Source organism: Nocardioides marmoriginsengisoli, from assembly GCF_003725695.1.
In the GTDB taxonomy this organism is placed as follows: Bacteria; Actinomycetota; Actinomycetes; order Propionibacteriales; family Nocardioidaceae; genus Marmoricola; species Marmoricola marmoriginsengisoli.
Map to the genome: position 1 here is coordinate 232536 of NZ_RJSE01000003.1, position 22766 is coordinate 255301.

The 22766-nt window shown below is 70.6% G+C and carries 20 protein-coding genes; 6 read left to right on the forward strand and 14 right to left on the reverse strand.

The annotated features are described in order from the left end of the window. Positions 1–158 precede the first annotated feature (158 nt). The 3 genes from EFK50_RS03070 to EFK50_RS03080 are packed head-to-tail and all read left to right on the forward strand — an operon-like array spanning position 159 to position 2257. Positions 159–650 (forward strand): flavodoxin family protein, encoded by a 492-nt coding sequence (locus tag EFK50_RS03070; RefSeq protein ID WP_123226077.1) that lies wholly within the window; start codon positions 159–161, stop codon positions 648–650. A gap of 9 nt (positions 651–659) precedes the next feature. After that, on the forward strand, positions 660–1445 hold the full coding sequence (locus tag EFK50_RS03075; RefSeq protein WP_123226078.1) for a septum formation family protein: 786 nt from the start codon (positions 660–662) through the stop codon (positions 1443–1445). Further along, on the forward strand, positions 1442–2257 hold the full coding sequence (locus EFK50_RS03080) for a septum formation family protein (RefSeq protein WP_148046035.1): 816 nt from the start codon (positions 1442–1444) through the stop codon (positions 2255–2257). The genes EFK50_RS03075 and EFK50_RS03080 overlap by 4 nt, the downstream gene beginning before the upstream one ends. 16 nt (positions 2258–2273) lie before the next feature. Here the strand turns inward: EFK50_RS03080 and hisF are convergent, their stop codons facing one another. The 6 genes from hisF to hisD are packed head-to-tail and all read right to left on the reverse strand — an operon-like array spanning position 2274 to position 7507. Beyond that, positions 2274–3035: an imidazole glycerol phosphate synthase subunit HisF gene (gene hisF, locus EFK50_RS03085; RefSeq protein ID WP_123226080.1), complete on the reverse strand. Its 762-nt coding sequence runs from the start codon at positions 3033–3035 to the stop codon at positions 2274–2276. Continuing rightward, positions 3032–3775: a bifunctional 1-(5-phosphoribosyl)-5-((5-phosphoribosylamino)methylideneamino)imidazole-4-carboxamide isomerase/phosphoribosylanthranilate isomerase PriA gene (gene priA, locus EFK50_RS03090; RefSeq protein WP_123226081.1), complete on the reverse strand. Its 744-nt coding sequence runs from the start codon at positions 3773–3775 to the stop codon at positions 3032–3034. The genes hisF and priA overlap by 4 nt, the downstream gene beginning before the upstream one ends. Positions 3776–3820: 45 nt before the next feature. Beyond that, entirely contained in the window at positions 3821–4495 is a 675-nt protein-coding gene (gene hisH, locus EFK50_RS03095) for an imidazole glycerol phosphate synthase subunit HisH (RefSeq protein ID WP_221177249.1), read from the reverse strand. Between the two features lie 2 nt (positions 4496–4497). Beyond that, positions 4498–5097, reverse strand: coding sequence for an imidazoleglycerol-phosphate dehydratase HisB (hisB, locus tag EFK50_RS03100; RefSeq protein WP_123226083.1), 600 nt, complete (start codon positions 5095–5097; stop codon positions 4498–4500). Next, positions 5094–6200 carry a histidinol-phosphate transaminase gene (locus EFK50_RS03105; protein ID WP_123226084.1) on the reverse strand — a complete coding sequence of 369 codons (1107 nt, stop codon included), beginning with the start codon at positions 6198–6200 and terminating at the stop codon, positions 5094–5096. The genes hisB and EFK50_RS03105 overlap by 4 nt, the downstream gene beginning before the upstream one ends. Continuing rightward, positions 6197–7507, reverse strand: coding sequence for a histidinol dehydrogenase (hisD, locus tag EFK50_RS03110; protein ID WP_123226085.1), 1311 nt, complete (start codon positions 7505–7507; stop codon positions 6197–6199). Before hisD ends, EFK50_RS03105 begins: the two co-directional genes overlap by 4 nt. A gap of 92 nt (positions 7508–7599) precedes the next feature. Here hisD and EFK50_RS03115 point away from each other — a divergent pair, with 92 nt between their 5' ends. Next, the gene (locus EFK50_RS03115; RefSeq protein WP_123226086.1) at positions 7600–8268 is read left to right on the forward strand and encodes an LON peptidase substrate-binding domain-containing protein; all 669 of its coding nucleotides are present in this window, start codon (positions 7600–7602) and stop codon (positions 8266–8268) included. 8 nt (positions 8269–8276) lie between these two features. After that, a complete protein-coding gene (gene ybaK / locus EFK50_RS03120) occupies positions 8277–8810 on the forward strand; it encodes a Cys-tRNA(Pro) deacylase (RefSeq protein ID WP_246004048.1) in 534 nt (177 codons plus the stop codon). Here ybaK and EFK50_RS03125 read toward each other — a convergent pair. The 8 genes from EFK50_RS03125 to EFK50_RS22900 form a co-directional block, all read right to left on the reverse strand. Further along, positions 8791–10503: a DUF3352 domain-containing protein gene (locus EFK50_RS03125; protein ID WP_123226088.1), complete on the reverse strand. Its 1713-nt coding sequence runs from the start codon at positions 10501–10503 to the stop codon at positions 8791–8793. The genes ybaK and EFK50_RS03125 overlap by 20 nt on opposite strands. An 82-nt stretch (positions 10504–10585) precedes the next feature. Beyond that, positions 10586–11209 (reverse strand): hypothetical protein, encoded by a 624-nt coding sequence (locus tag EFK50_RS03130; protein WP_123226089.1) that lies wholly within the window; start codon positions 11207–11209, stop codon positions 10586–10588. 22 nt (positions 11210–11231) lie between these two features. Then, positions 11232–14795, reverse strand: coding sequence for a DNA polymerase III subunit alpha (gene dnaE / locus EFK50_RS03135; RefSeq protein WP_123226090.1), 3564 nt, complete (start codon positions 14793–14795; stop codon positions 11232–11234). Positions 14796–14998: 203 nt separating this feature from the next. Next, the gene (gene htpX, locus EFK50_RS03140; RefSeq protein ID WP_123226091.1) at positions 14999–15889 is read right to left on the reverse strand and encodes a zinc metalloprotease HtpX; all 891 of its coding nucleotides are present in this window, start codon (positions 15887–15889) and stop codon (positions 14999–15001) included. Positions 15890–15956: 67 nt separating this feature from the next. Continuing rightward, complete coding sequence (locus tag EFK50_RS03145; RefSeq protein WP_123226092.1) at positions 15957–16688, reverse strand: GNAT family N-acetyltransferase; 732 nt, start codon at positions 16686–16688, stop codon at positions 15957–15959. Next, positions 16675–17616, reverse strand: a complete 942-nt coding sequence (locus tag EFK50_RS03150) for an RluA family pseudouridine synthase (protein ID WP_123226093.1) — start codon at positions 17614–17616, stop codon at positions 16675–16677. The genes EFK50_RS03145 and EFK50_RS03150 overlap by 14 nt, the downstream gene beginning before the upstream one ends. Further along, positions 17613–18188 carry a signal peptidase II gene (lspA, locus tag EFK50_RS03155; RefSeq protein WP_123226094.1) on the reverse strand — a complete coding sequence of 192 codons (576 nt, stop codon included), beginning with the start codon at positions 18186–18188 and terminating at the stop codon, positions 17613–17615. The genes EFK50_RS03150 and lspA overlap by 4 nt, the downstream gene beginning before the upstream one ends. Continuing rightward, the gene (locus EFK50_RS22900) at positions 18161–19186 is read right to left on the reverse strand and encodes a TraR/DksA family transcriptional regulator (RefSeq protein WP_342772364.1); all 1026 of its coding nucleotides are present in this window, start codon (positions 19184–19186) and stop codon (positions 18161–18163) included. Before EFK50_RS22900 ends, lspA begins: the two co-directional genes overlap by 28 nt. A 388-nt stretch (positions 19187–19574) precedes the next feature. On the opposite strand from EFK50_RS22900, the gene ileS reads away from it, so the two are divergent. Then, positions 19575–22742: an isoleucine--tRNA ligase gene (ileS, locus tag EFK50_RS03165; RefSeq protein WP_123226095.1), complete on the forward strand. Its 3168-nt coding sequence runs from the start codon at positions 19575–19577 to the stop codon at positions 22740–22742. Positions 22743–22766: the final 24 nt, after the last annotated feature.

Here is a 22766-nt window from a genome sequence, read left to right on the forward strand (position 1 = left end):
AAGTGGGTGCCGGCGTACGCGAAGCCTCCGCAGCGAGGGGGTCCGACTGGTTTCAGACCTCGCTGCGGCAGCGAAGAAGGAGCTGGCGCATCAACATGACGGAAGAAGCATAGCGCGTGCGGACGGACCCCGACCACCGCCTCTCCTAGGCTGGGTCCGTGCTCCGGCTCCTGGTGATCCACCACTCCCCGACGCCGACCCTGGCGACCTTGACGGCGCAGGTCGTCGCCGGCGCGAACGACCCGGAGCTCGCGGGGGTCGAGGTGGTCGTCCGGGAGGCGCTGGCCACGACGGCCGACGACCTGCTCGCCGCCGACGGCTACGTCCTCGGCACCAGCGCCAACTTCGGCTACATGTCCGGCGCCCTCAAGCACATGTTCGACAGCACCTTCCTGGCCGTCGGCGGCGCGCTCGACGCGTCCGGCGGCGCCGGCGACCCGGCGGGCTCGACCCGGAACCGGCCGTTCGGGTTGTACGTGCACGGTCGCTACGACACCACCGGGGCGACCCGCTCGGTGCTCGCGATCACCGGTGCCCTCGGCTGGCGCCAGGGGTACGACGTGCTGGAGATCCTCGGCGAGCCGACTGCGGACGACGAGCAGGCGGCCTATGAACTCGGCGGTACGATCGCGGCACTGCTTGTCGGCTGAGGAGGGACCGTGTCGCGACGAGTCTCGGCCGCCGTCGTGGTCGGTGTGATCGCCGGTGGGCTGCTGCTCAGCGCCTGCGGCGACAGCGACGACGACTCCGACAAGCTGACGCCGCCGAAGCTCGGCGCCTGCCGGGACCTGACCGCGAAGGACCTCACCTCGCCCAGCAACGCCACCGAGCCCGTCGCGTGCTCGAAGGACCACACCGCCCAGACCTTCGCGATCGGCGACCTGCCGAAGTCCACCGGGTCGTCGTACTCGGACAAGCGGCACGGCAAGTTCGTCTACGACACCTGCCAGAAGGCGTTCCGCGAGTTCCTCGGCGCCGACGAGAGCCTCGCGATGCGCTCGCAGCTCAGCTGGGCCTGGTTCCGGCCGTCCGAGCGCGGCTGGGACCGGGGCGCCCGCTGGTACCGCTGCGACCTGGTCGGCGGACCGGCCGACGCCCGCAAGCTCCGCGACCTGCCGGAGACCAGCAAGGGGTTGCTCGCGACCGAGAACCCGGACGCCTGGCTGACCTGCGCCGACGGACCCACCGTGGCCGACAGCGTCAAGGTTCCGTGCACCGAGAAGCACACCTGGCGGGCAGTGACCACGATCAAGGTCGGCCAGCCCGGCGACCCCTACCCGGGAGACCGGATCGTCCAGGTCCGCTCCCGGGACTTCTGCCAGGAGTCCGTCGGCGGCTGGATGCACTACCCGCCCAACTACGACTTCGGCTACACCTGGTACCGCGAGGACCGCTGGACGGTCGGCAACCGGCGCTCGGTGTGCTGGGCGAAGACGGACCGATGAGCTCCCGTCGCTCGTCGGTCCTCCTGGCCGTGCTCCTGGTCGCGTCGTTCGCGCTGGCCGGGTGCCGCAGCGACTCCCCCGGCGCCGCTCCCGCGGACCCCGGTACGCCGACCGCCGCGCCTGCTGCCGCGCCCCGGGTCGGCGCCTGCTACCGCCTCGACGTGGCCGCCGCCCTGGAAGCCACCAACAGCGCGCGCCCGGTCGGGTGCTCGCAGCGGCACAACGCGGTCACCCTGATGGTGGGGACGATCGACCCGGTCGTCGACGGTCACCTGCTCGCGATCGACGCCGCGCCGGTGCAGCGCCAGATCGCCGCCCGATGCCGGGCCGCGGTCGACGACCACGTCGGCGGGAGCACCGAGACGCAGCGCCTCAGCCGGGTCCAGGCGGTCTGGTTCAGCCCGACGCTCGCCGACAGCGACCGCGGCGCCCTCTGGTTCCGCTGCGACCTGGTGATCTCGGGCACCGCCACCGCGTTCAGCGACCTCCCCCGGAAGACGCGGGGCCTGCTCGACCGGAGCGGCGCGCTCGACCGGTACGGAACCTGCGGCACCGCCGCCCCCGGCACGGCCGGCTTCACCCGGGTGCTCTGCTCGGCCAAGCACGCCTGGCGGGCGCGAGCGACCATCGCCCTCCCCGCGAAGGCGGGCTACCTGGGCAAGGCCGCAGGCAAGGCCGCCGACTCCGCCTGCCGCGACGTGGAGGCGCGCCGCGCGACCACGTCGCTGCGGCTCCGCTGGAGCTTCGAGTGGCCGACCAAGACGCAGTGGCAAGCCGGGCAGCGACACGGCCTGTGCTGGACTCCCGACTGACCAGCGCCCCCGGGGATTAGCGAACCGGGTGCCCCGCTGCTGCCAGGCTCTGCTTGACCTCGCCGATCCGCAGGGTGCCGAAGTGGAAGACGGTCGCGGCCAGGACGGCGTCCGCGCCGGCGTCGACCGCGGGCGCGAAGTGCTCCAGCCGACCGGCCCCTCCGCTGGCGATCACCGGGATGCTGACCTCGGCGCGCACCAGCCGGATCAGCTCGAGGTCGAAGCCGTCCTGGGTGCCGTCGGCGTCCATCGCGTTGAGCAGGATCTCACCGGCGCCGAGCTCGGCGGCCCGGACGGCCCACTCGATCGCGTCGAGGCCGGCGGACTCGCGGCCGCCGTGGGTGGTGACCTCGAACCCCGAGGCGGTGCCGGCTGCCCGGCGGGCATCCACGGAGAGCACCAGCACCTGGTTGCCGAACCGGTCGGCGATCTCGGCGACCAGCTCCGGGCGCCGGATCGCGGCGGTGTTCACGGCGATCTTGTCCGCACCGGCGCGGAGCAGCCGGTCGACGTCCTCGACGCTGCCGACTCCCCCGCCGACGGTCAGCGGGATGAAGACCTGCTCCGCCGTCCGGGAGACGATCTCCATCGTGGTGGCGCGGCCCTCGTGGGAGGCGGAGATGTCCAGGAAGGTCAGCTCGTCGGCACCCTCGGCGTCGTACACCTTGGCCAGCTCGACCGGGTCGCCTGCGTCACGCAGCTCCTGGAAGTTGATCCCCTTCACCACCCTGCCGCCGTCGACGTCCAGGCACGGGATGACGCGCACCGCCAAGCTCATGAGCCGAACCGCTCCGGCCAGGTCAGGTGCAGCGCGTCCTCCAGGGTGAACCGGCCCTCGTAGAGCGCGGTCCCGATGATCGCGCCCTCGACGCCGACCCCCACCAGGTCCATCAGCGCCTCCAGGTCGTGCAGCTCGGTGATCCCGCCGGAGGCCACCACCGGACGGTCCGTGACCGCGCAGACGTCGGTGAGCAGCTGCAGGTTCGGCCCCTGGAGCATCCCGTCCTTGTTCACGTCGGTGACGACGTACCGGGCGCAGCCCTCGCTGTCCAAGCGGGCGAGCACCTCGTAGAGGTCGCCGCCGTCGCGGGTCCAGCCGCGGGCCGCCAGGGTGGTGCCGCGGACGTCCAGCCCGATCGCGACCCGGTCGCCGTAGGTGGCGATCGCCTGCGCGCACCAGTCCGGCTGCTCCAGCGCGGCGGTGCCGATGTTGACCCGACGGCACCCGGTCGCCATCGCAGCGGCGAGCGACTCGTCGTCCCGGATGCCGCCGCTCATCTCGACCTTGATGTCGAGCCGGTCGACGATCCGGGCCTGCAGCTCACGGTTGTTGCCGCGCCCGAACGCGGCGTCGAGGTCGACCAGGTGCAGCCACTCGGCGCCGGCGTCCTGCCAGCGCAGCGCCGCCTCGATCGGGTCGCCGAAGCGCTTCTCCGAGCCGGCCACGCCCTGGACGAGCTGGACGGCCTGACCTCCCGCGATGTCGACGGCGGGAAGCAGCTCAAGGTGATCGGACAACGGTGACTCCTGTATCGAGGGTGGATCGGACGAGGCGGCCGGGCCTCAGGACGGCGGGGTCGGCAGGCCGCCGACCCAGTTGGCGAGCAGGCGGGCGCCGGCGTCGCCGGACTTCTCCGGGTGGAACTGGGTCGCGCAGAGCGGGCCGTTCTCGACCGCGGCGACGAACCGGTCGCCCCGCTCCTGATCGGGCCCGGTCTCGGCCCAGGTCACCAGCGGCGCCTTGGTCCGGTCGTTGGTGACCAGCTCCCACTCCCGGACGCCGTACGAGTGCACGAAGTAGAACCGCTCGTCGGTGATGCCGTCGAAGAGCCGGCTCCCCTCGGGGACCGCGACGGTGTTCCAGCCCATGTGCGGCACGACCGGGGCCCGCAGCCGCTCGACCGTCCCGGGCCACTCGTCGCAGCCCTCGGTGGTGATGCCGTGCTCGACACCGGTCGCGAAGAGCACCTGCATCCCGACGCAGATGCCCAGCACCGGCCGCCCGCCGGCCAGTCGGCGGCCGATGATCTCGGGGCCCTTGACCCCGCGCAGCCCGGCCATGCAAGCGGCGTACGCGCCGACCCCGGGAACCACCAGGCCGTCCGCGTCCAGGGCTGCCTGCTTGTCCGAGGTCAGCGTCACCGCGGCACCAGCGCGCTCCAGCGCGCGCACGGCCGAACGAAGGTTCCCCGAGCCGTAGTCGAGGACGACGACGGTCGGCAATTGCGCAGACGCCACGGTCAGAGCGTTCCCTTGGTGGACGGGACCCCGGTCTCGCGCGGGTCGAAGGCGACCGCGTCCCGCAGTGCCCGGGCGACCGCCTTGAACTGGGTCTCGACGATGTGGTGCGGGTCGCGCCCGCCGAGCACCCGGACGTGCAGGCCGAGGCTGGCGTGGTGCGCCAGGGTCTCGAAGACGTGCCGGGTCAGCGACCCGAGGTACGCGTCGCCGATCAGCACGAACTGCTGCCCCTCGGGCTCACCGGTGTGCACGCAGTACGGGCGGCCGGAGACGTCGACGGCGCACTGGACCAGCGCCTCGTCGAGCGGCACCAAGGCGTCGCCGAACCGGCGGATCCCGGACTTGTCGCCGAGCGCCTGCTTGAGCGCGTCGCCGAGCACGATCGCGGTGTCCTCGACCGTGTGGTGCGCGTCGATGTGGGTGTCGCCCTCGGTCTGCACCGTCAGGTCGAACAGGGCGTGCCGACCGAAGGCGGTGAGCATGTGGTCGTAGAACCCGACCCCGGTCGAGATGTCCGTCCGGCCGCTCCCGTCGAGATTGAGCTCGACCAGGACCTTCGACTCCTTGGTCTCACGTTCCAGACGTGCCGTGCGACTCATCGGGTCTCCTTCTTCAGCAAGTGGTTCAACGTGTCGGTGAGAGCGTCCTGGAACGCCGCCATCTCCTCAGGCGTGCCGATCGACACCCGGAGCCATCCTTCGGGACCAGTCTCCCGGATGAGCACGCCCCGATCGAGCAGGCCCTGCCATACCGCGTGCCGGTCGGCGAAGACCCCGAACAGGCAGAAGTTCGCGTCCGAGTCGGCGACCTGGTGCCCCTGGGCCCGCAGCCACGCGACCGTGCGGTCCCGCTCGGACCGCAGCGCGGCCACGCCGCCGAGCAGCTCGTCGGCGTGTCGCAGGGCGGCGCTCGCCGTCGCCTGGGTGACGGCGGAGAGGTGGTACGGCAGCCGGACCACGCGCAGCGCGTCGCAGATCTCCGGTGCCGCCGCGAGGTAGCCCAGCCGGGCACCGGCCAGCGAGAACGCCTTGCTCATCGTCCGGGAGACCACCAGGTTCCGGTACGCCGGCAGCAGCTCCAGCGCCGAGGGGGTGCCCTCGCGACGGAACTCGGCGTAGGCCTCGTCGATCACCACGATCGCGTCCCCGGCGAGCTCGCAGAGCGTGCCGATCACGTCGTGCGGCAATGCGGTTCCGGTCGGGTTGTTCGGCGACGGCAGCAGGATCACGCTCGGGGTGTGCTCGGCGATCAGCGCCGCCGCGTGCTCCAGGTCGAAGGAGAAGTCCTCGTGACGCCGGCCGGCCACCCAGCCGGTCATGGCGTCGCGGGCGTACTCCGGGTACATCGAGTACGTCGGCGCGAACGAGATCGCCGTCCGGCCCGGACCGCCGAAGGCCTGCAGCAGCTGCAGCATCACCTCGTTGGAGCCGTTCGCGGCCCAGACCTGGTCGGCCACGATGCCCGACCCGCCCGAGCTGTTCAGGTAGGCCGCCAGCCCCTCCCGGAGCTCGGTGAACTCCCGGTCGGGGTAGCGGTTCAGGGTCACCGCGGCCTCCGCCACCGCGGTGGCGATGTCGGCGACGACCTTCGCGGACGGCGCGTACGGGTTCTCGTTGACGTTGAGGCAGACGGGCACGTCGAGCTGGGGGGCGCCGTACGGCTCGACGCCCCGGAGCTCCTCGCGCAGGGGCGGGAAGGTCATTGCTCCGACCCCTCCACCCGTACCCGGACGGCGGCGCCGTGACCGGGCAGGTCCTCGGCGTCGGCGAGCGTCGTCACGTGGTCGGCCACCTCGAGCAGCGCGTCCCGGGAGTACTCGATCACGTGCACGGCGCGCAGGAACGCCCGGACCGAGAGGCCCGAGGAGTGGCAGGCGCAGCCCGCCGTCGGCAGCACGTGGTTCGACCCGGCGCAGTAGTCGCCGAGGGAGACCGGCGCGAAGGCGCCCACGAAGATCGCCCCGGCGTTGCGCACCTTCGCCGCGACGGCGCCGGCCTCAGCGGTGTGGATCTCCAGGTGCTCGGCGGCGTACGCGTTGACGACGTCGAGGCCCTGGGCCACGTCGTCGACCAGCACGATCCCGGACTGGGCCCCGGTCAGCGCGCTACGGATCCGCTCGACGTGCCGGGTGGCGGCGACCTGCTTGTCCAGCTCGGCCTCCACCTCGTCGGCCAGCCGGAGCGAGTCGGTGACCAGCACGGAGGCGGCCATCGGGTCGTGCTCGGCCTGGCTGATCAGGTCGGCCGCCACGTACGTCGCGTCGGCGGTGTCGTCGGCCAGGATCGCGATCTCGGTCGGGCCGGCCTCGGAGTCGATCCCGACGACGCCCTTGAGCAGTCGCTTCGCGGAGACGGTGTAGATGTTGCCCGGACCGGTGACCAGGTCGACCTTGCGGCACGGTCCGGCGCCGTAGGCCAGCATCGCGATCGCCTGGGCTCCCCCGACGGCGTACACCTCGGTGATCCCGAGCAGCGCGCACGCGGCCAGGATCGTCGGGTGCGGGAGACCGTCGTGGTCCTTCTGCGGCGAGCTGGTCAGCGCGATCGAGCCGACGCCGGCGACCTGGGCCGGAACGACGTTCATGACGACGCTGGAGACCAGCGGCGCGACGCCCCCGGGGACGTACAGGCCGACGCGGTCGACCGGGATCATCCGCTGGGTGACCCTCGCCCCGGGGCCGAGGTCGGTGACGACGTCCCGCTCGAGCTCGGCCTCGCAGGTGGCGCGGAGACGGCGGATCGACTCCTCCAGACCTGCGCGCACGGCCGGGTCGAGGTCGGCGAGTGCCTGGGTGAGCGCCTCGGCGGGGACGGTGATCTCGGCGCGGTCGACGCCGTCGAACCGGGCCGAGTACTCCACGATCGCCGCGACCCCGCGGTCCCGGACGTCGTCGCAGATCGGGCGCACCACGTGCAGGGCGGCCTCGACGTCGAAGTCGGCGCGCGGCACCACCGTGCGGTAGTCCGGGGAGGCGTCAGCGGTCCCGCGGAGGTCGATCCTGCGAATCATGGGTCCAGTCTAGGGAGGGGCGGGCCACGACTCCGACCCGATTTCACCGCTCGGTCACCGACGCGGAAGTACCCACGGGCTACGTTGAGCACGTGACGACCCTCCCGGTGTTCCCGTTGAACGCGGTGATCTTCCCCGGCGTCGTCACTCCCCTGCACATCTTCGAGGACCGCTACCGCGCGCTGATGCGGGACCTGCTCGCCATCGACGACCCGGCGGACCGGATCTTCGCGATCGTCGCGATCCGCGAGGGCTACGAGGTCGGCGAGCACGGGATGCAGTCGATGCACCGCACCGGGACACTCGTCCAGCTCACCGAGTCCGAGCGGTACGACGACGGCCGCTTCGACATCGAGGTCACCGGTCGGCAGCGGGTCGTCCTGAACGCCGTCGACAGCGACGGCGAGTACCTCCGCGCCGAGTGCGACCTGGTCGCCGACTCCGACGAGGACCCGTCCACGGCGGCCGAGGCAGTCCGGACCCTGTCCACCTTCGAGGAGTACCGCGACCAGCTCTCGGACCTCCGCGGCGGCCCGGTGCTCGCCGGTCCGATGCCGCACGACCCGACCTACCTGTCCTACTCGCTGGCCGCCACCTGCCTGCTCAGCCAGGCCGAGCGCCAGGAGATGCTGGAGGCGCCCGACGCGGTCTCCCGGCTGCGGATGGTGCGGCACTCGTTGCGCGAGGAGATGCGGGCGATGCGTGCCCTGCCCAGCCTGCCCGCGACCGAGATCGCCCGGACCCGCTGGTCCCCGAACTAAAGAGCTGGCTGGTGGCGAAGAAGTCCTCTGCCGGAACCCCGGCCATGGTGGCGCTGGAGCGCGCCGGGATCGCCTTCACCGTGCACACCTACGAGCACGCCGACCTGGCGGACCGGTCCGCGAAGCGGGTCGGCGGTGCCCGTCCGGAGGGCTACGGGATCGAGGCCGCGGAGGCACTCGGCCTGGATCCCGCGGTGGTCTTCAAGACGCTGGTGGCCGACGCCGATGCCGAGCTGGTCGTCGGCGTGGTGCCGGTGACCGGGGAGCTGGACCTGAAGTCCCTCGCGCACGCGGTCGGCGCCAAGAAGGCCACGATGGCCGACCCGGCGGTCGCGGCGCGGGTGACCGGGTACGTGGTCGGCGGCATCTCCCCGCTCGGCCAGAAGCGGCGGCTGCGCACCGTGGTCGACGCGTCCGCACTCGACCACCCGCTCGTCTACGTGAGTGGCGGACGCCGTGGGCTCGACCTGGGGGTCGAACCCACGGCACTGGTCACGGCGACAGCGGCCACCACCGCAGCGATCAGTCGGTCGAGAGCTTGATCAGCACGTGGCTGGTGGAGCCCTCCGTCCAGGAGCTCACCCCGAAGGACTTCAGCGGCTTGCTGTTCTCGTCGGCGACCTCGACGTCGTCGTCGGACGCGCCCAGCTCCTTGGCGAACTCGACGAGCGTCTCGCGCCAGCCCGAGTCGAAGTTGACGTAGAAGACGCCGGCGGCCTTGTCGGCGTTCGGCACCGCGTTCTTGAAGTTCGCGGTATCGCCGAGCGACCCGTCCTTCAGCAGCTCCTCGGCGTAGTCCTCCGACGGGCTGGCCACGATCCGCGAGTCCGAGGTCTTCAGGTGGATCGGGATGTCGGAGAGCTTGAAGCCCAGGGCGGTCTCGACCTTGCCGATCAGGTCCTCGATCTTCGAGGCGTCCCCGTCGATGCTCAGCCCGATCGTCGCGTTCGAGGGGTCGTCCAGCTCGTTCAGCTTGGCCGGCGCGTCCCCGCCGATCGAGAGCGTCACCGCCGAGCCCAGCAGGGTCTCCAGGTCGCCGGGGAACGACAGCCCGGTCTCCCGCTCGGCGTCCTTGAGGAAGTCGTTCGCCTCCGCTCCGGCGCCGCACTTGAACGACGTGAACAGGTCCGACGCGTAGCCCTGGGGGATGCCGATGCCGGCCGCGATCGCGGTGTCCTTCGGGAGCTTGCTGATCTTGTCGCCGACCGCCGCGGACGAGTCGAGCTGCTCGACGCCGCGGGTCGCGAGCGAGAGCTCCATGCCGCCGCCGGCGAACCGGACCGTCCCGGCGAGGCCGTCGAATTTCTCCAGCTGGTCCTTGGCCGCGCCGAGCGGGTCGTCGCTGCACTCGGTCTTCAGCGGCACGGAGGTGCCGCCACCACCGCTCGAGCTGGGGTCAATGCCGCCGGTGAGTCCCTCGGTGAACGACTTGCCGAGCTCGTCGAGGCCGTCGGCCAGGTACTGCGCCGCCTTCTTCGCGACGTAGAAGTTCAGCACGCCCTGGTCCCCGGCCTCGTCGGTCCAGCGCTGGTAGGCGGCGTCGTCGGCGAGCGGCTTCTTGGCGCCGTCGTCCAGGATCTGCTGCGCGTGCTTGGCGCTGTCGCTGGCGATCAGGTAGTCGTCGCCGACCGCGAAGCCGAAGTCGGTCCCGAAGTCGCCGCAGCGGGCGACCTTGCCGAAGCCCGCCTGGGCCTTGTCCCCGTCGGTGACCTGGATCGCGATCGCCGGCACCGGGAGGTCGTCACCGAGGTCGACGGCCGCGACCGCCGCGCGCTTGCCGATCCACGGCTCGACGTCCTTCTCGAAGTCGAAGTCCTTGCAGCCGGCTGCCTCGGTCGCCTTCTCGAAGAGGAACTTCCGCAGGTCGTCCTGGGTCTCCAGGCCGAGGTTCTCGCGCAGCGCCGGGAACTTGCGGATCGCCTTGATCGCCTCGATCTTCTGGCCCGCGGACGGGTTCAGGTCGACGCTGAGGATCGCGATCGTCGAGGTCGGCAGGGCCTCCGCGGGCTGCGGTCCGCCGGCGAAGAAGACCTTCCAGGTGGCGAACGCGCCGCCACCGAGCACGGCTACGACCAGGACGGCCACCGTCGCGATGATCGCCGTACGACGCTTTCCGCGTCCGGCCGCCTCGGGTGCGGGCGCTACCGGGATCTGGGCGGTCGGCTCGGCGTCGACCGGGAGCGGGGCCGTCGGCTCGGTGCCCTCGGGCATCTCGGGAGGGTGGGTGTCAGACATGCGGATCCCTTGCTCGGGCGGTGCGCTGACGCCGGGTGCACGAGGACGTCAGGAGCCGGTGGGCGGGTTAGATCGCCGCACTTTACCCGTTCCGGCCGGTGTCGGTCCCGTAGCCGTACTGCTGCAGCGCCTGGTGGTACGAACGGCTCGACTCCCGCATCTCGCCGCCGACCAGGCCGACCAGCGCTCCGGCGAGCGCCGCGGTGGGCCAGACGAAGGCCAGGCCCTTCGAGGCGTACTCGAGCTGCAGCGGCACCTTGTCGCCCACGGCCACCGAGGCCAGAGCCGCGTTCGGGTCGCCGGGCCCGAGGAGCAGGCCGATCTCCTTGGTCAGGTACCACGCCAGGGTGCTGCCGGCGACGATCCAGACCACCATCAGCACCGGGGCGCGGAAGCGCAGCAGCATCAGAGCCAGTCCGCTGACCGCACCGCCGACCGCCGCGACCACGAAGAACCAGCCGTCGGCCGCGACCTGCACCGCCAGCTGCTGCTCGTCCATAGTGCCGTTGTCGGTGGTCCGGGTGTACTCGGCCAGCGGTGTCACCTGCCACCAGATCACGGCCGCGATCAGCCCCGCGACGACGAACCAGGCCAGCACGAAGGACAGGTCCACCAGCCGCGGCAGCACCTTGCGGAGCAGCATCGCGTCGAAGTCGTCGACCTCGTTCGGGTACGACGGACCGGCCGGCGCCTCCGGGCCGCTCAACGTGGGAACCTGTTCATCCTCACTAGCCTAGACACCCGGGCCCCAGGAGCTGCTTGAGGTCCGCGACCAGCGCCGGACTGGGGGTCACCCGCAACTGGTCGGGCAGCTTCATCACCTTGGTCGACTGCCGGCTCATCAGCTTGAGCCGGACCTCGGAGGTGCCGGGGTGGGTGGCCAGGATCTCCTTGAGCTGGTCCACCACCGCGGCGGTGCATCGGGTCGAGGGCATCGCGATCATGACCGGGCCGCTGGGGCCGTCGTTGAGGTCCGGGAGGGTGACCTCCTGGCCGTGCAGCTCGGGCTGGTCCTTCTGCCGGGACAGCCGGCCCTTGACCGTCACGATGGCGTCCTCGGTGAGCAGGGTCGCCGCGAGCTGGTAGGCACTCGGGAAGAGCAGGACGTCGATCGCGCCCTCGAGGTCCTCGAGCGTCACCATCGCCCAGGTGTCGCCGCGCTTCGTCATCTTCCGCTGGACCGAGGTGATCAGACCGGAGACCGTGATCGGCGAGCCGTCGGCGCGCTCCTCGTCCATCAGCAGCTGGCCGATGGTGCAGTCGCTCGACGAGGCCAGGATGTGCTCGACGCCGATCAGCGGGTGGTCGCTCACGTAGAGGCCGAGCATCTCGCGCTCGTGCCCGAGCAGGACCATCTTGTCCCAGTCCTCGATGTCGGGGATGCCGACCGAGACCCCGAATCCCGGATCGGCACCGTCGGCCTCGTCGAGGCCCGCGAACAGGGAGTCCTGCCCGATCGCCTCGTTCTTCTTCAGGTCGGCGTACTGGTCGACGGCGGCTTCGTGGATGGCGACGATCGCGCGGCGCTTGTGCTTCATGTCGTCGAACGCACCGGCCTTCGCCAGCGACTCGATGACCCGCTTGTTGCACACGACCGCCGGCACCTTGTCCATGAAGTCGTTGAAGTCGGCGTACCGGCCCTTCTCGCCCCGGGCGGTGACGATGCCGTCGACGACGTTGTGCCCGACGTTGCGGACCGCGGTGAGGCCGAACCGGATGTCGTTGCCGACGGCGGTGAAGTCGTGCGCCGACGCGTTCACGTCCGGGGGCAGCACCTGGATCTTCATCCGGCGGCACTCGTTGAGGTAGATCGCCATCTTGTCCTTGGTGTCCTTGACGGACGTCAGGAGGGCGGCCATGTACTCGGTCGGGTAGTTCGCCTTGAGGTAGGCGGTCCAGTAGGTGATGACCCCGTACGCCGCCGAGTGCGACTTGTTGAACGCGTAGTCCGCGAACGGGACCAGGATCTCCCAGAGCTTCTTGATCGCGTCCCGCGGGTAGCCGCGCTCGAGCATGCCGGCCTCGAAGCCGTCGTACTCCTTGGCGAGCTTCTCGGCGTCCTTCTTGCCCATCGCGCGGCGCATGTTGTCGGCGGCGCCCAGGGAGAAGCCGGCGAGCACCTGCGCGATCGCCATCACCTGCTCCTGGTAGACGATCAGGCCGTAGGTCTCCCCCAGGACCGGCTCCAGCGCGGCCGCCAGGGCCGGGTGGATCGGCTCGATCGGCTGGCGGCCGTTCTTGCGGTGCGCGTACTTGTTGTGCGAGTCGGCACCCATCGGGCCGGGACGGTAGAGCGCGCTGACCGCGGTGATGTCGGCGAACTGGTCGGGCTGCATCGAGCGCAGCAGCGCCCGCATGCCGCCGCCATCGAGCTGGAAGACGCCCAGCGTGTCGCCGCGGCCCATCAGCTCGTAGGTCGCCCGGTCGTCGAACGGCAGCTCCTCCAGGACCACCTTCTCGCCGCGGTTGGCCTCGATGTTGGCCAGCGCGTCCTCGAGCGTGCGGAGGTTGGAGAGGCCCAGGAAGTCCATCTTGACCAGGCCGAGCGACTCGCACATCGGGTAGTCGAACTGGGTGATCACCGCGCCGTCCTGCGGGCGCGCCATGATCGGCACGATGTCGATCAGCGGCTCGCTGGACATGATCACGCCGGCCGCGTGCACGCCCCAGTTGCGGATCTGGCCCTCGAGACCGAGCGCGGTGCCGTAGATCGTCCGGACGTCGTGGTCCTGGTCGTGCAGGGTGCGGAACTCGCCGCCCTCGTTGTACCGCTTGTGCTCGGCGTTGAAGATGTCCTTGAGCGCGACGCCCTTGCCCATCACGTCGGCCGGCAGCGCCTTGGTGATCTTGTCGCCGATCGCGAAGCCGTGGTCGAGCACCCGGGCCGCGTCCTTGATCGCGGCCTTCGCCTTGAGCCGGCCGAAGGTCGCGATCTGGGCGACCCGCTCGGAGCCGTACTTGTCGCTGACGTACTGGATGACCTCGCCACGGCGGACGTCGTCGAAGTCGATGTCGAAGTCGGGCATCGAGGGGCGCTCGGGGTTGAGGAACCGCTCGAAGAAGAGGCCGTGCTCCAGCGGGCACAGGTCGGTGATCCGCAGCGCGTATGCCGCGATCGACCCGGCACCGGAACCACGACCGGGGCCGACCCGGATGCCGTTGTCCTTGGACCAGCCGATGAAGTCGGCGACCACGAGGTAGTACCCGCAGTAGCCCTTCTGCGAGATGATCCCGAGCTCCATCTCGACGCGCTCGCGGACCGCCTCGGTGAGCCGGTCCCCCGGGTAGCGGGCCTCGATGCCGCGCCAGACCTCCTTGCGGAACCAGGACTCCTCGGTCTCGCCGGCCGGTACGTCGGCACGTGCCATGTAGCCGCCGGTCGACTCGGTGAACTCGACCTGGCAGCGCTCGGCGATCGCCAGGGTGTTGTCGCACGCCTCGGGCATCCCGAAGCCGTCGGCCCAGAGCGCGCGCATCTCGGCGGCCGACTTGATGTAGTAGCCGCCGCCGTCGAACTTGAGCCGGTTGGTGTCCGAGAGCCGCTTGCCGGAGGCGACGCAGATCAGGGCGTCGTGGGCGTCCGCGTCCTCGGGGTTGTTGTAGTGCGAGTCGTTCGTGGCGATCGGCGGGATGCCGAGCTGCTTGCCCAGCTTGAGCAGGTCGTCGCGGACCCGCTTCTCGATCGAGATGCCGTGGTCCATCAGCTCGAGGAAGACGTTCTCCCGGCCGAAGATGTCCTGGAGCTCGCCGGCCTCCTGGACCGCCTCTTCCCACTGACCCAGGCGCAGACGCGTCTGGATCGCGCCGCTCGGGCAGCCCGTCGAGACGATCAGGCCCTTGCTGTGCGCCTGCAGAATCTCCTTGTCCATCCGCGGCTTGAAGTAGTAGCCCTCGAGGCTGGAGAGCGAGGAGAGCCGGAAGAGGTTGTGCATCCCCTCGGTCGACTCCGACCACATCGTCATGTGGGTGTACGCGCCACCGCCTGCTACGTCGTCGCCACCCTCCTCGGCGGCGTCGCCGCGACCCCAGCGGACCCGGCGGCGCTCGGAGCGCTGCGTCCCGGGCGTCACGTACGCCTCGATCCCGATGATCGGCTTGACGCCGTACTTCTTCGCCTTGGAGTAGAAGTCGAAGGCCCCGTGCAGGTTGCCGTGGTCGGTCATCGCGATCGACGTCATCCCGAGGTCGTTCACCCGGGAGAACAGGCCGTCCAGCAGCGAGGCGCCGTCGAGCATCGAGTACTCGGTGTGCACGTGCAGGTGGACGAAGTCGTCACCGGAACCGTTCGGCATGGAGCGGGGATCACCTTCCCGAGGGGTCTGTGGGTGGGGACGCCGAAGCGTCTCGGAACTGCCTGGGGAAGGCTGTCAGCCTACGTCCCCGATGACCGCGATTGTGTCAGGCACGGCCGACATTCCGACGGCCGGGACGGCTGGCCGAAAGGGACGCCCGGCGCGTCGGTGACGACACGCCGGGCGGCTGGGAGATCCGGGGCTCAGAACCCGCCGGGACCCCGTCCGGCCATCGCCTGCAGCCGGGCGATCCGGTCGGCGGTCGGCGGGTGCGTCGAGAACAGCTTGGACATGTCCTGGGCGCGGAACGGGTTCGCAATCATCAGGTGGCTGGCGTTCTGCAACTGCGGGGTGACCTGCAGCGGCCGGGCCGCGACCCCGTGCTCCAGCTTGTTCAGCGCGCTGGCCAGGGCCATCGGGTCGCCGGTGAGCCGGGCGCCGTCCTCGTCGGCGTCGTACTCGCGGGTGCGACTGATCGCCATCTGGATCACCGAGGCGGCGATCGGCGCGAGCAGCGACATCAGGATCAGCACGAACGGGTTCGGGCGGTCCTCGTCGTTGCCGCCGCCGCCGAACATCGAGGCGAACATCATCATCTGCGCGACCGAGGTGATCACCCCGGCGAGAGCAGCGGCCACCGAGGAGGTCAGGATGTCGCGGTTGTAGACGTGCATCAGCTCGTGGCCGAGGACGCCGCGCAGCTCGCGCTCGTCGAGCAGGGTCAGGATGCCCTGGGTGCAGCACACCGCCGCGTGGTCGGGGTTGCGCCCGGTCGCGAACGCGTTCGGGGCGTCGGTCGGCGAGACGAAGAGCGCCGGCATCGGCTGGCCCGCGGTCATCGAGAGCTCGCGGACGATCCGGTACATCGCCGGCTGCTCGGCCTCGGTGACCGGTACCGCGCGCATTGCCTTGATCGCGATCTTGTCGGAGTTCCAGTAGCCGTACGCCGTCATCCCGACGCCGAGCAGGGCGAACAGCCAGATGAAGGCCATGCTGCCGGTGGAGGCGCTGACCAGGCCGCCGATGGCGAGCAGCAGGCCGAAGATCCCGCCGAGGAGGAGGGCCGTCTTCAGTCCGTTGAAATGGTTGTGCATGTCTACTCCAACGTGCGGTGGGCGGGCCGGGTTCCCCGGCACCGGCGGACCGGACGTGATCCGGACCTCATCGTGGACCCCGGGACTCGTAGGCGTCCAGGGACTCCGAGATCACCGCGTGCATGATCCGGGCGATCGCGTCGGCGCCGAGCCCCGGGGCGTGCGCCGCCATCCGCTCGGCAATGGCCCGCTCCCGGGCGCTGTCGCGACCCTGCTGGCCGGGGGTGGACTTGTAGCCCTGCACGGTCGCGGTGAGTGCGAACCTGCGCGCGAGCAGCAGCGCGAGCTCGTCGTCGACGTCGTCGATCCGGCCCCGCAGGTAGCGGATCGGGTCCTGACCGGGCCAGGCCATCCGTACGTCGGGCGAGCGCTCCGCGTTGGCGGAGCCGTCGGTGTGCTCCAGCTCCACCAGCCCGTGCCGGTGGTAGAACCCCCGCGCCGAGGCGTTGCTGGCGAAGACCCAGAGCCCGAACCCGTCGGGGCGCTGCGCCTTGATCAGGTCCAGGAGCATCGAGCCGATGCCCGAGCCCTGCCGAGGCGGCCCGACGTACAGGGAGTTCAGCCAGGCGCCGTCGAGCATCGCGAACCCGATGATCTCGCCGTCCTCGGCGACCCAGTACTCGTGGGTGTCGCAGTGGTCGGCGAACCACTGCCGGATCGCGTCGTCGTCGCTGACCACCGGTGGCATCTGCGGCACCGCGTCCCGCCGGGTCGCGATGAACAGCTCGGCGATCTCGGCCAGGTCCTCGGCTGTCCCGGGCCGGATCAGGACGTCGGCGTCGCTCTCAATCGGCGTCACGGATCTTCTCCAGGGCGCGGGCCAGGTCGTCGGGGTAGGGCGAGGTGAACTCGACGTACTCCCCCGAGTCCGGGTGCGTGAAGCCGAGCCGTACGGCGTGCAGCCACTGCCGCTCCAGGCCTAGCCGCTTCGCCAGGGTCGGGTCGGCGCCGTAGGTCAGGTCGCCGACGCAGGGGTGCTTCAACGCCGCCATGTGCACCCGGATCTGGTGGGTGCGCCCGGTCTCCAGCTGGATCTCGAGCAGGCTGGCGAAGCGGTGCGCCTCGAGCGTCTCGTAGTGGGTGACGCTGTGCTTGCCGTCCTCGCGGACCGCGAACTTCCAGTCCGACTTCGGCGCCCGGCCGATCGGGGCGTCGATGGTGCCCTCCAGCGGATCCGGGTGGCCCTGGACGAGGGCGTGGTAGGTCTTGTCGATCTCCCGGTTGCGGAAGGCGTTCTTGAGAACCGAGTAGGCGCGCTCGCCCTTGCAGATCACCATCACGCCGGAGGTGCCGACGTCGAGGCGCTGGACGATGCCCTGCCGCTCGGGCGCTCCGCTGGTCGCGATCCGGTAGCCGGCGGCGACCAGGTGCCCGACCACCGTCGGACCGGTCCAGCCCATCGACGGGTGCACGGCGACGCCGACCGGCTTGTCGATCACCACGATCGACTCGTCGTCGTGGATGACGGTGATGCCCTCGACCTCTTCGGCGTTGATCTCCAGCGGGTTCGCGACCGGGGGCAGGCTCACCTCGAGCAGGGCGCCGGGCAGCAGCCGGTCGGACTTCGACGCGGCCGAGCCGTCCAGGGCCACGAGCCCCTGGCGGACCAGGTCGGCGGCCTTGGAGCGGGAGATGCCGAACATCCGGGCCAGCCCGACGTCGACCCGCTCGCCGGCGAGGCCGTCCGGCACCAGCAGGGCGCGCTCGTCGCTCGTCGGGGTCGTCATGCGGGCCCGGACTCCTTGGGCTCCTCGGCGGACTCCTCGGCGGTCGCCGGCTGGCCGGAGAGCGGGATCCCCCGGAAGGAGAACAGGATGATCAGGCCGGCGGCGATGTTGATGCAGATGTCGGCCACGTTGAAGATCGGCCAGTTCGGCAGGGCCAGGAAGTCGACCACGTGGCCGCGCAGGGGGCTGGGGTCCCGGAACAGCCGGTCGGTGAGGTTGCCGGCGATCCCGGCCAGCAGCAGTCCGATCGCCCACGCCCAGCCGAGGGTGCCGACCCGGCGGGCGACCACCAGGACCACCACGAACGCGATGATCGCGAAGGTGCTGATCCACTGCGTCAGACCGGTCCCGGTGCTGAACGCCGCCCCGGAGTTGAAAGTGAGCTGGAACTTCAGCAGCGAGCCGATGACGTTGACCTGCTCACCGTCGGAGAGACGGTGCACGGCGAGGGTCTTGGTGCCGAGGTCGACGGCCCAGGCCGCGACGGCGATACCGAGAACCCACCCGAGACGGGACCTGCTCCTGGTGGGGTGGGAGTCGCTGGTCAGCGACGCTCCTCGCGCTGCTTGCATGTCATGCACATTGTGGCACGCGGGAACGCCATCAAACGATTCTTGCCGATCGGGTTGCCGCAGACCTCGCACCGGCCGTAGGTACGGGCGGCGATCCGGTCCAGGGCGTGCTCGGACTGCTCCAGCATGTCCCGGGCGTTGTTGACGATCGTCATCTCCTGGTCGCGCTCGAAGGTCGCGGAGCCGACGTCGGCGGTGTCGTTCCCGGCGCCTTCACCGGCGTCGCGCATCAGGTGGGCGAGGTCGCCCTCGACGACGTCGAGCTCGGCCCGGAGGCGCTTCACGTCGGCGCGCAGCTGCGTGCGCACCTCGTTGAGCTCGGTCTTAGTCCACGGGTCCTCGGCCTCGAGAACGACCAGCTTCGAGCTGGTGGCGGCCTTGATCGGAGCAGCTGTTTTCTTGGCGGTGCTGGGTGCGGGAGTCGCGGTCACGGGGGCAACTTTGACAGGTGCGTCCAACTTGGCTGACGGCGGCTTCGGCGTAGTCGCGGGCTTGCTCGCCGGGGTGGGCTTTTTGGCGGGTGCGGCCTTCTTGGCCGGAGCCTTCTTGGCCGGCGCGACCTTCTTCGCCGGAGCCTTCTTGGCCGGCGCGACCTTCTTGGCCGGAGCCTTCTTCGCGGGTGCCGCCTTCTTCGCCGGAGCCTTCTTAGCCGGAGCCTTCTTCGCCGGTGCCGCCTTCTTCGCGGGCGCCGCCTTCTTCGCGGGCGCCGCCTTCTTCGCGGGTGCCGCCTTCTTCGCCGGAGCCTTCTTGGCCGGAGCCTTCTTCGCCGGTGCCGCCTTCTTGGCCGGTGCCGCCTTCTTGGCCGGTGCGGCCTTCTTCGCGGGCGCCGCCTTCTTCGCGGGCGCCGCCTTCTTGGCGGGTGCGGCCTTCTTCTCGGGCGCCGCCTTCTTGGCCGGCGCCGCCTTCTTCGCCGGAGCCTTCTTGGCGGGCGCCGCCTTCTTCGCCGGTGCCGCCTTCTTGCCGACTACTTTGCGCGCGGCAGCACCTGCGCGGCTCACCAGGGATTTCTTACCGGTCGTTGCCATCGGTAGCGCGCCCCCATCGGGCTAGAGGAAATATGACCTAAGTCATAACCGTGGCCGCGACAATAGGCCCATACGCGGGCCCCTTCAACTCGCCATTCCGTCCGGCGACGTGCCAATACCGGGATGAAGATGAACAGTTCCCTCTGGCACACTTGGTTCCGCTGCACAGGCATTGATGGGGCCATCACCCCGGAGTCGCCGGAAGAAACGTCTCGGAATGCTCGAAACGGACTAGAACCGGCAGCAGCGAATCGTGAGTGGGCAGGCGCCGCCGTACCGGGCGCCGGCCAAGGAGGGTGGTACCGCGGGAGCCGGAAAATGGCCCTCGTCCCTTCGGGTTTCTCCAAGCTGAACCTCCGCAATGACCCGAAGGAACACCGTGAACACCAGCAGCTCCGGCTACCGCCCCGTCCCCCCGCAGGTCGACCTGCCCGCGCTCGAGCGCGACGTCCTCGCCCTGTGGAAGGAGCAGCAGACCTTCGACAAGTCGGTCGAGCTGACCCGCGACGGCGAGCCGTGGACGTTCTTCGAAGGCCCGCCCACGGCCAACGGCATGCCCGGCACCCACCACATCGAGGCCCGGGTCTTCAAGGACCTGTTCCCGCGGTTCCACACGATGCGCGGCCGGTACGTCGTCCGCAAGGGCGGCTGGGACTGCCACGGCCTGCCGGTCGAGCTGGCCGTGGAGAAGGAGCTCGGCTTCTCCGGCAAGGGCGACATCGAGGCGTTCGGCGTCGCCGAGTTCAACGAGCGCTGCCGGGAGTCGGTGCAGCGCCACGTCGGTGCCTTCGAGCAGATGACCGAGCGGATGGGGTACTGGGTCGACACCGAGAACCCGTACCGGACGATGGACTCGGCCTACATCGAGTCGGTCTGGTGGGCGCTCCAGCAGATCCACACCAAGGGCCTGCTGGTCGAGGACTACCGGGTGGCGCCGTACTGCCCGCGCTGCGGCACCGGGCTCTCGGACCACGAGCTCGCCCAGGGGTACGAGACCGTCACCGACCCGTCCGTGTACGTGAGGTTCCCGCTGACCAGCGGCCCCTGGGAAGGGGCCGACCTCCTGGTCTGGACGACCACCCCGTGGACACTGGTCTCGAACACCGCGGTCGCCGTGAACCCGACGGTGGACTACGTCCTTGCCGAGCACCAGGGCAAGCGCGTCGTCGTCGCCCGCCCGCTGCTCGACGCCGTGCTGGGCGACGAGCACTCCGAGGTCGCCTCCGTCGCCGGCGCCGAGATGGAGCGCTGGAGCTACCAGCGGCCGTTCGAGCTGGTGGCATTCCCCGAGGGCACCGAGAGCCACTTCGTCGTCCTCGCCGACTACGTCACCACCGAGGACGGCACCGGCCTGGTGCACCAGTCCCCCGCGTTCGGCGCGGACGACATGGCGGTCTGCAAGGCCTACGGCCTGCCGGTGGTCAACCCGGTCAAGCCGGACGGCCACTTCGCCGACGACGTGCCGCTGGTCGGCGGGCAGTTCTTCCGGCACGCCAACGCCGACCTCACCGCGGACCTGGAGCAGCGCGACCTGCTCTTCAAGCACGTGCCCTACGAGCACAGCTACCCGCACTGCTGGCGCTGCCACACCGCGCTCCTCTACTACGCGCAGCCGTCCTGGTACGTCCGCACCACCGCGGTGAAGGACGCCCTGCTCCGCGAGAACGAGCAGACCAACTGGTTCCCGGAGACGATCAAGGAGGGCCGGTACGGCGACTGGCTCAACAACAACATCGACTGGGCGCTCTCCCGCAGCCGGTACTGGGGCACGCCGCTGCCGATCTGGCGCTGCACCGCGGGCCACCAGACCTGCGTGGGGTCGCTCGCGGAGCTCTCCGAGCTCACCGGGACCGACCAGTCCGGCCTCGACCCGCACCGGCCGTTCATCGACGAGGTGACGTTCGGCTGCCCGGCCGAGAACTGCGCCGAGGTCGCGACCCGGGTCCCCGAGGTCATCGACGCCTGGTTCGACTCCGGCTCGATGCCGTTCGCCCAGTGGGGCTACCCGCACGTCGAGGGCTCGAAGGAGAAGTTCGAGGCCGCCTACCCGGCCGACTTCATCTGCGAGGCGATCGACCAGACCCGCGGCTGGTTCTACACGCTGATGGCCGTCGGCACCACGGTGTTCGACCGGTCGTCGTACAAGAACGTGCTCTGCCTGGGCCACATCCTGGCCGAGGACGGCCGGAAGATGAGCAAGCACCTGGGCAACATCCTGGAGCCGATCCCGCTGATGGAGGAGCACGGCGCCGACGCGGTGCGCTGGTTCATGGCCTGCGGCGGTTCGCCGTGGTCGGCCCGTCGGGTCGGGCACACGACGATCCAGGAGACCGTCCGGAAGGTGCTGCTGACCTACTGGAACACGGTCGCCTTCCAGGTCCTGTACGCCGGCACCTCCGACTGGGCCCCCGGCTCACCGGCCCCGGCCGTGGCCAAGCGCTCCGTGATGGACCGCTGGGCCCTCTCCGAGGCGCACCTGCTCGCCCGCGAGGTCACGGCGGCGCTGGATGCCTTCGACACCCAGCGCGCCGGGTCCCTGCTGTCGGCGTACGTGGACGACCTGTCGAACTGGTACGTGCGGCGCTCGCGCCGGCGGTTCTGGAACGGCGACCCGGCCGCGCTGGCCACCCTGCACGAGTGCCTGTACGTCGTCACGCTGCTGATGGCGCCGCTGACCCCGTTCATCACCGAGCGGGTCTGGCAGGACGTGTTCCGCTCCACCTCCGCGGAGCTGCCCGAGTCGGTGCACCTGGCAGCCTGGCCGGAGGTCGACGGGTCCCTGGTCGACGAGGGCCTCGGTGCTCAGATGTCGATCGCCCGCCGCCTGGTCGAGCTGGGCCGGGCGGCCCGGGCCGACGCGAAGGTGCGCACCCGGCAGCCGCTGCGGCGTGCCCTCGTCGGCACCTCGGCGTACGAGCAGCTCAGCGACGAGCTCCGCGCCGAGATCGCCGACGAGCTGAACCTCGGCGGCATCGAGCCGATCAGCGCCGCCGGCGCCGACCTGGTCGACCACTCCGCCAAGGGCAACTTCCGCGCCCTCGGCAGGCGGTTCGCGAAGGAGACCCCCCGGGTCGCCGCCGCGATCGCCGACGCCGATCCGACCGTGCTGGCGGCCGCCCTGGCAGCCGACGGCCGGGCGACGGTGCTGCTCGACGGCCAGGAGGTCGAGGTGCTCGCCGACGAGGTGATCGTCTCCGAGCGCCCGCGCGAGGGCTGGGCGGTGGCCAACGAGCAGGGCGAGACGGTGGCGCTGGACCTGGAGCTGACCGACGAGCTGCGCCGGGCAGGACTGGCCCGCGACATCATCCGGATGATCCAGGAGGCGCGGAAGAACAGCGGGTTCGACGTCTCCGACCGGATCGCCCTGACCTGGTCGGCGAGCGACGCGACGGCGGCGGCGTTCGCCGAGCACAGCGGCCTGATCGCCGACGAGGTACTGGCGGCGTCGATGGCGGAGTCGGACTCCCCGGCGGACCTGGAGTTCTCGGACGATGAGGTCGGCTTCGCGTTCAACGTGTTCCGCGTCTGAGGTAACGACGAAGGGCCCCTCTCC

Bases quoted from the DNA above. Each gene is read 5' to 3' on its own strand.
- EFK50_RS03080 (WP_148046035.1), top strand. From the start codon at position 1,442: ATGAGCTCCCGTCGCTCGTCGGTCCTCCTGGCCGTGCTCCTGGTCGCG.
- hisF (WP_123226080.1), bottom strand. From the start codon at position 3,035: ATGAGCTTGGCGGTGCGCGTCATCCCGTGCCTGGACGTCGACGGCGGC.
- hisB (WP_123226083.1), bottom strand. From the start codon at position 5,097: ATGAGTCGCACGGCACGTCTGGAACGTGAGACCAAGGAGTCGAAGGTC.
- EFK50_RS03105 (WP_123226084.1), bottom strand. From the start codon at position 6,200: ATGACCTTCCCGCCCCTGCGCGAGGAGCTCCGGGGCGTCGAGCCGTAC.
- hisD (WP_123226085.1), bottom strand. From the start codon at position 7,507: ATGATTCGCAGGATCGACCTCCGCGGGACCGCTGACGCCTCCCCGGAC.
- EFK50_RS03125 (WP_123226088.1), bottom strand. From the start codon at position 10,503: ATGTCTGACACCCACCCTCCCGAGATGCCCGAGGGCACCGAGCCGACG.
- dnaE (WP_123226090.1), bottom strand. From the start codon at position 14,795: ATGCCGAACGGTTCCGGTGACGACTTCGTCCACCTGCACGTGCACACC.
- htpX (WP_123226091.1), bottom strand. From the start codon at position 15,889: ATGCACAACCATTTCAACGGACTGAAGACGGCCCTCCTCCTCGGCGGG.
- EFK50_RS03150 (WP_123226093.1), bottom strand. From the start codon at position 17,616: ATGACGACCCCGACGAGCGACGAGCGCGCCCTGCTGGTGCCGGACGGC.
- lspA (WP_123226094.1), bottom strand. From the start codon at position 18,188: ATGCAAGCAGCGCGAGGAGCGTCGCTGACCAGCGACTCCCACCCCACC.
- ileS (WP_123226095.1), top strand. From the start codon at position 19,575: ATGACCCGAAGGAACACCGTGAACACCAGCAGCTCCGGCTACCGCCCC.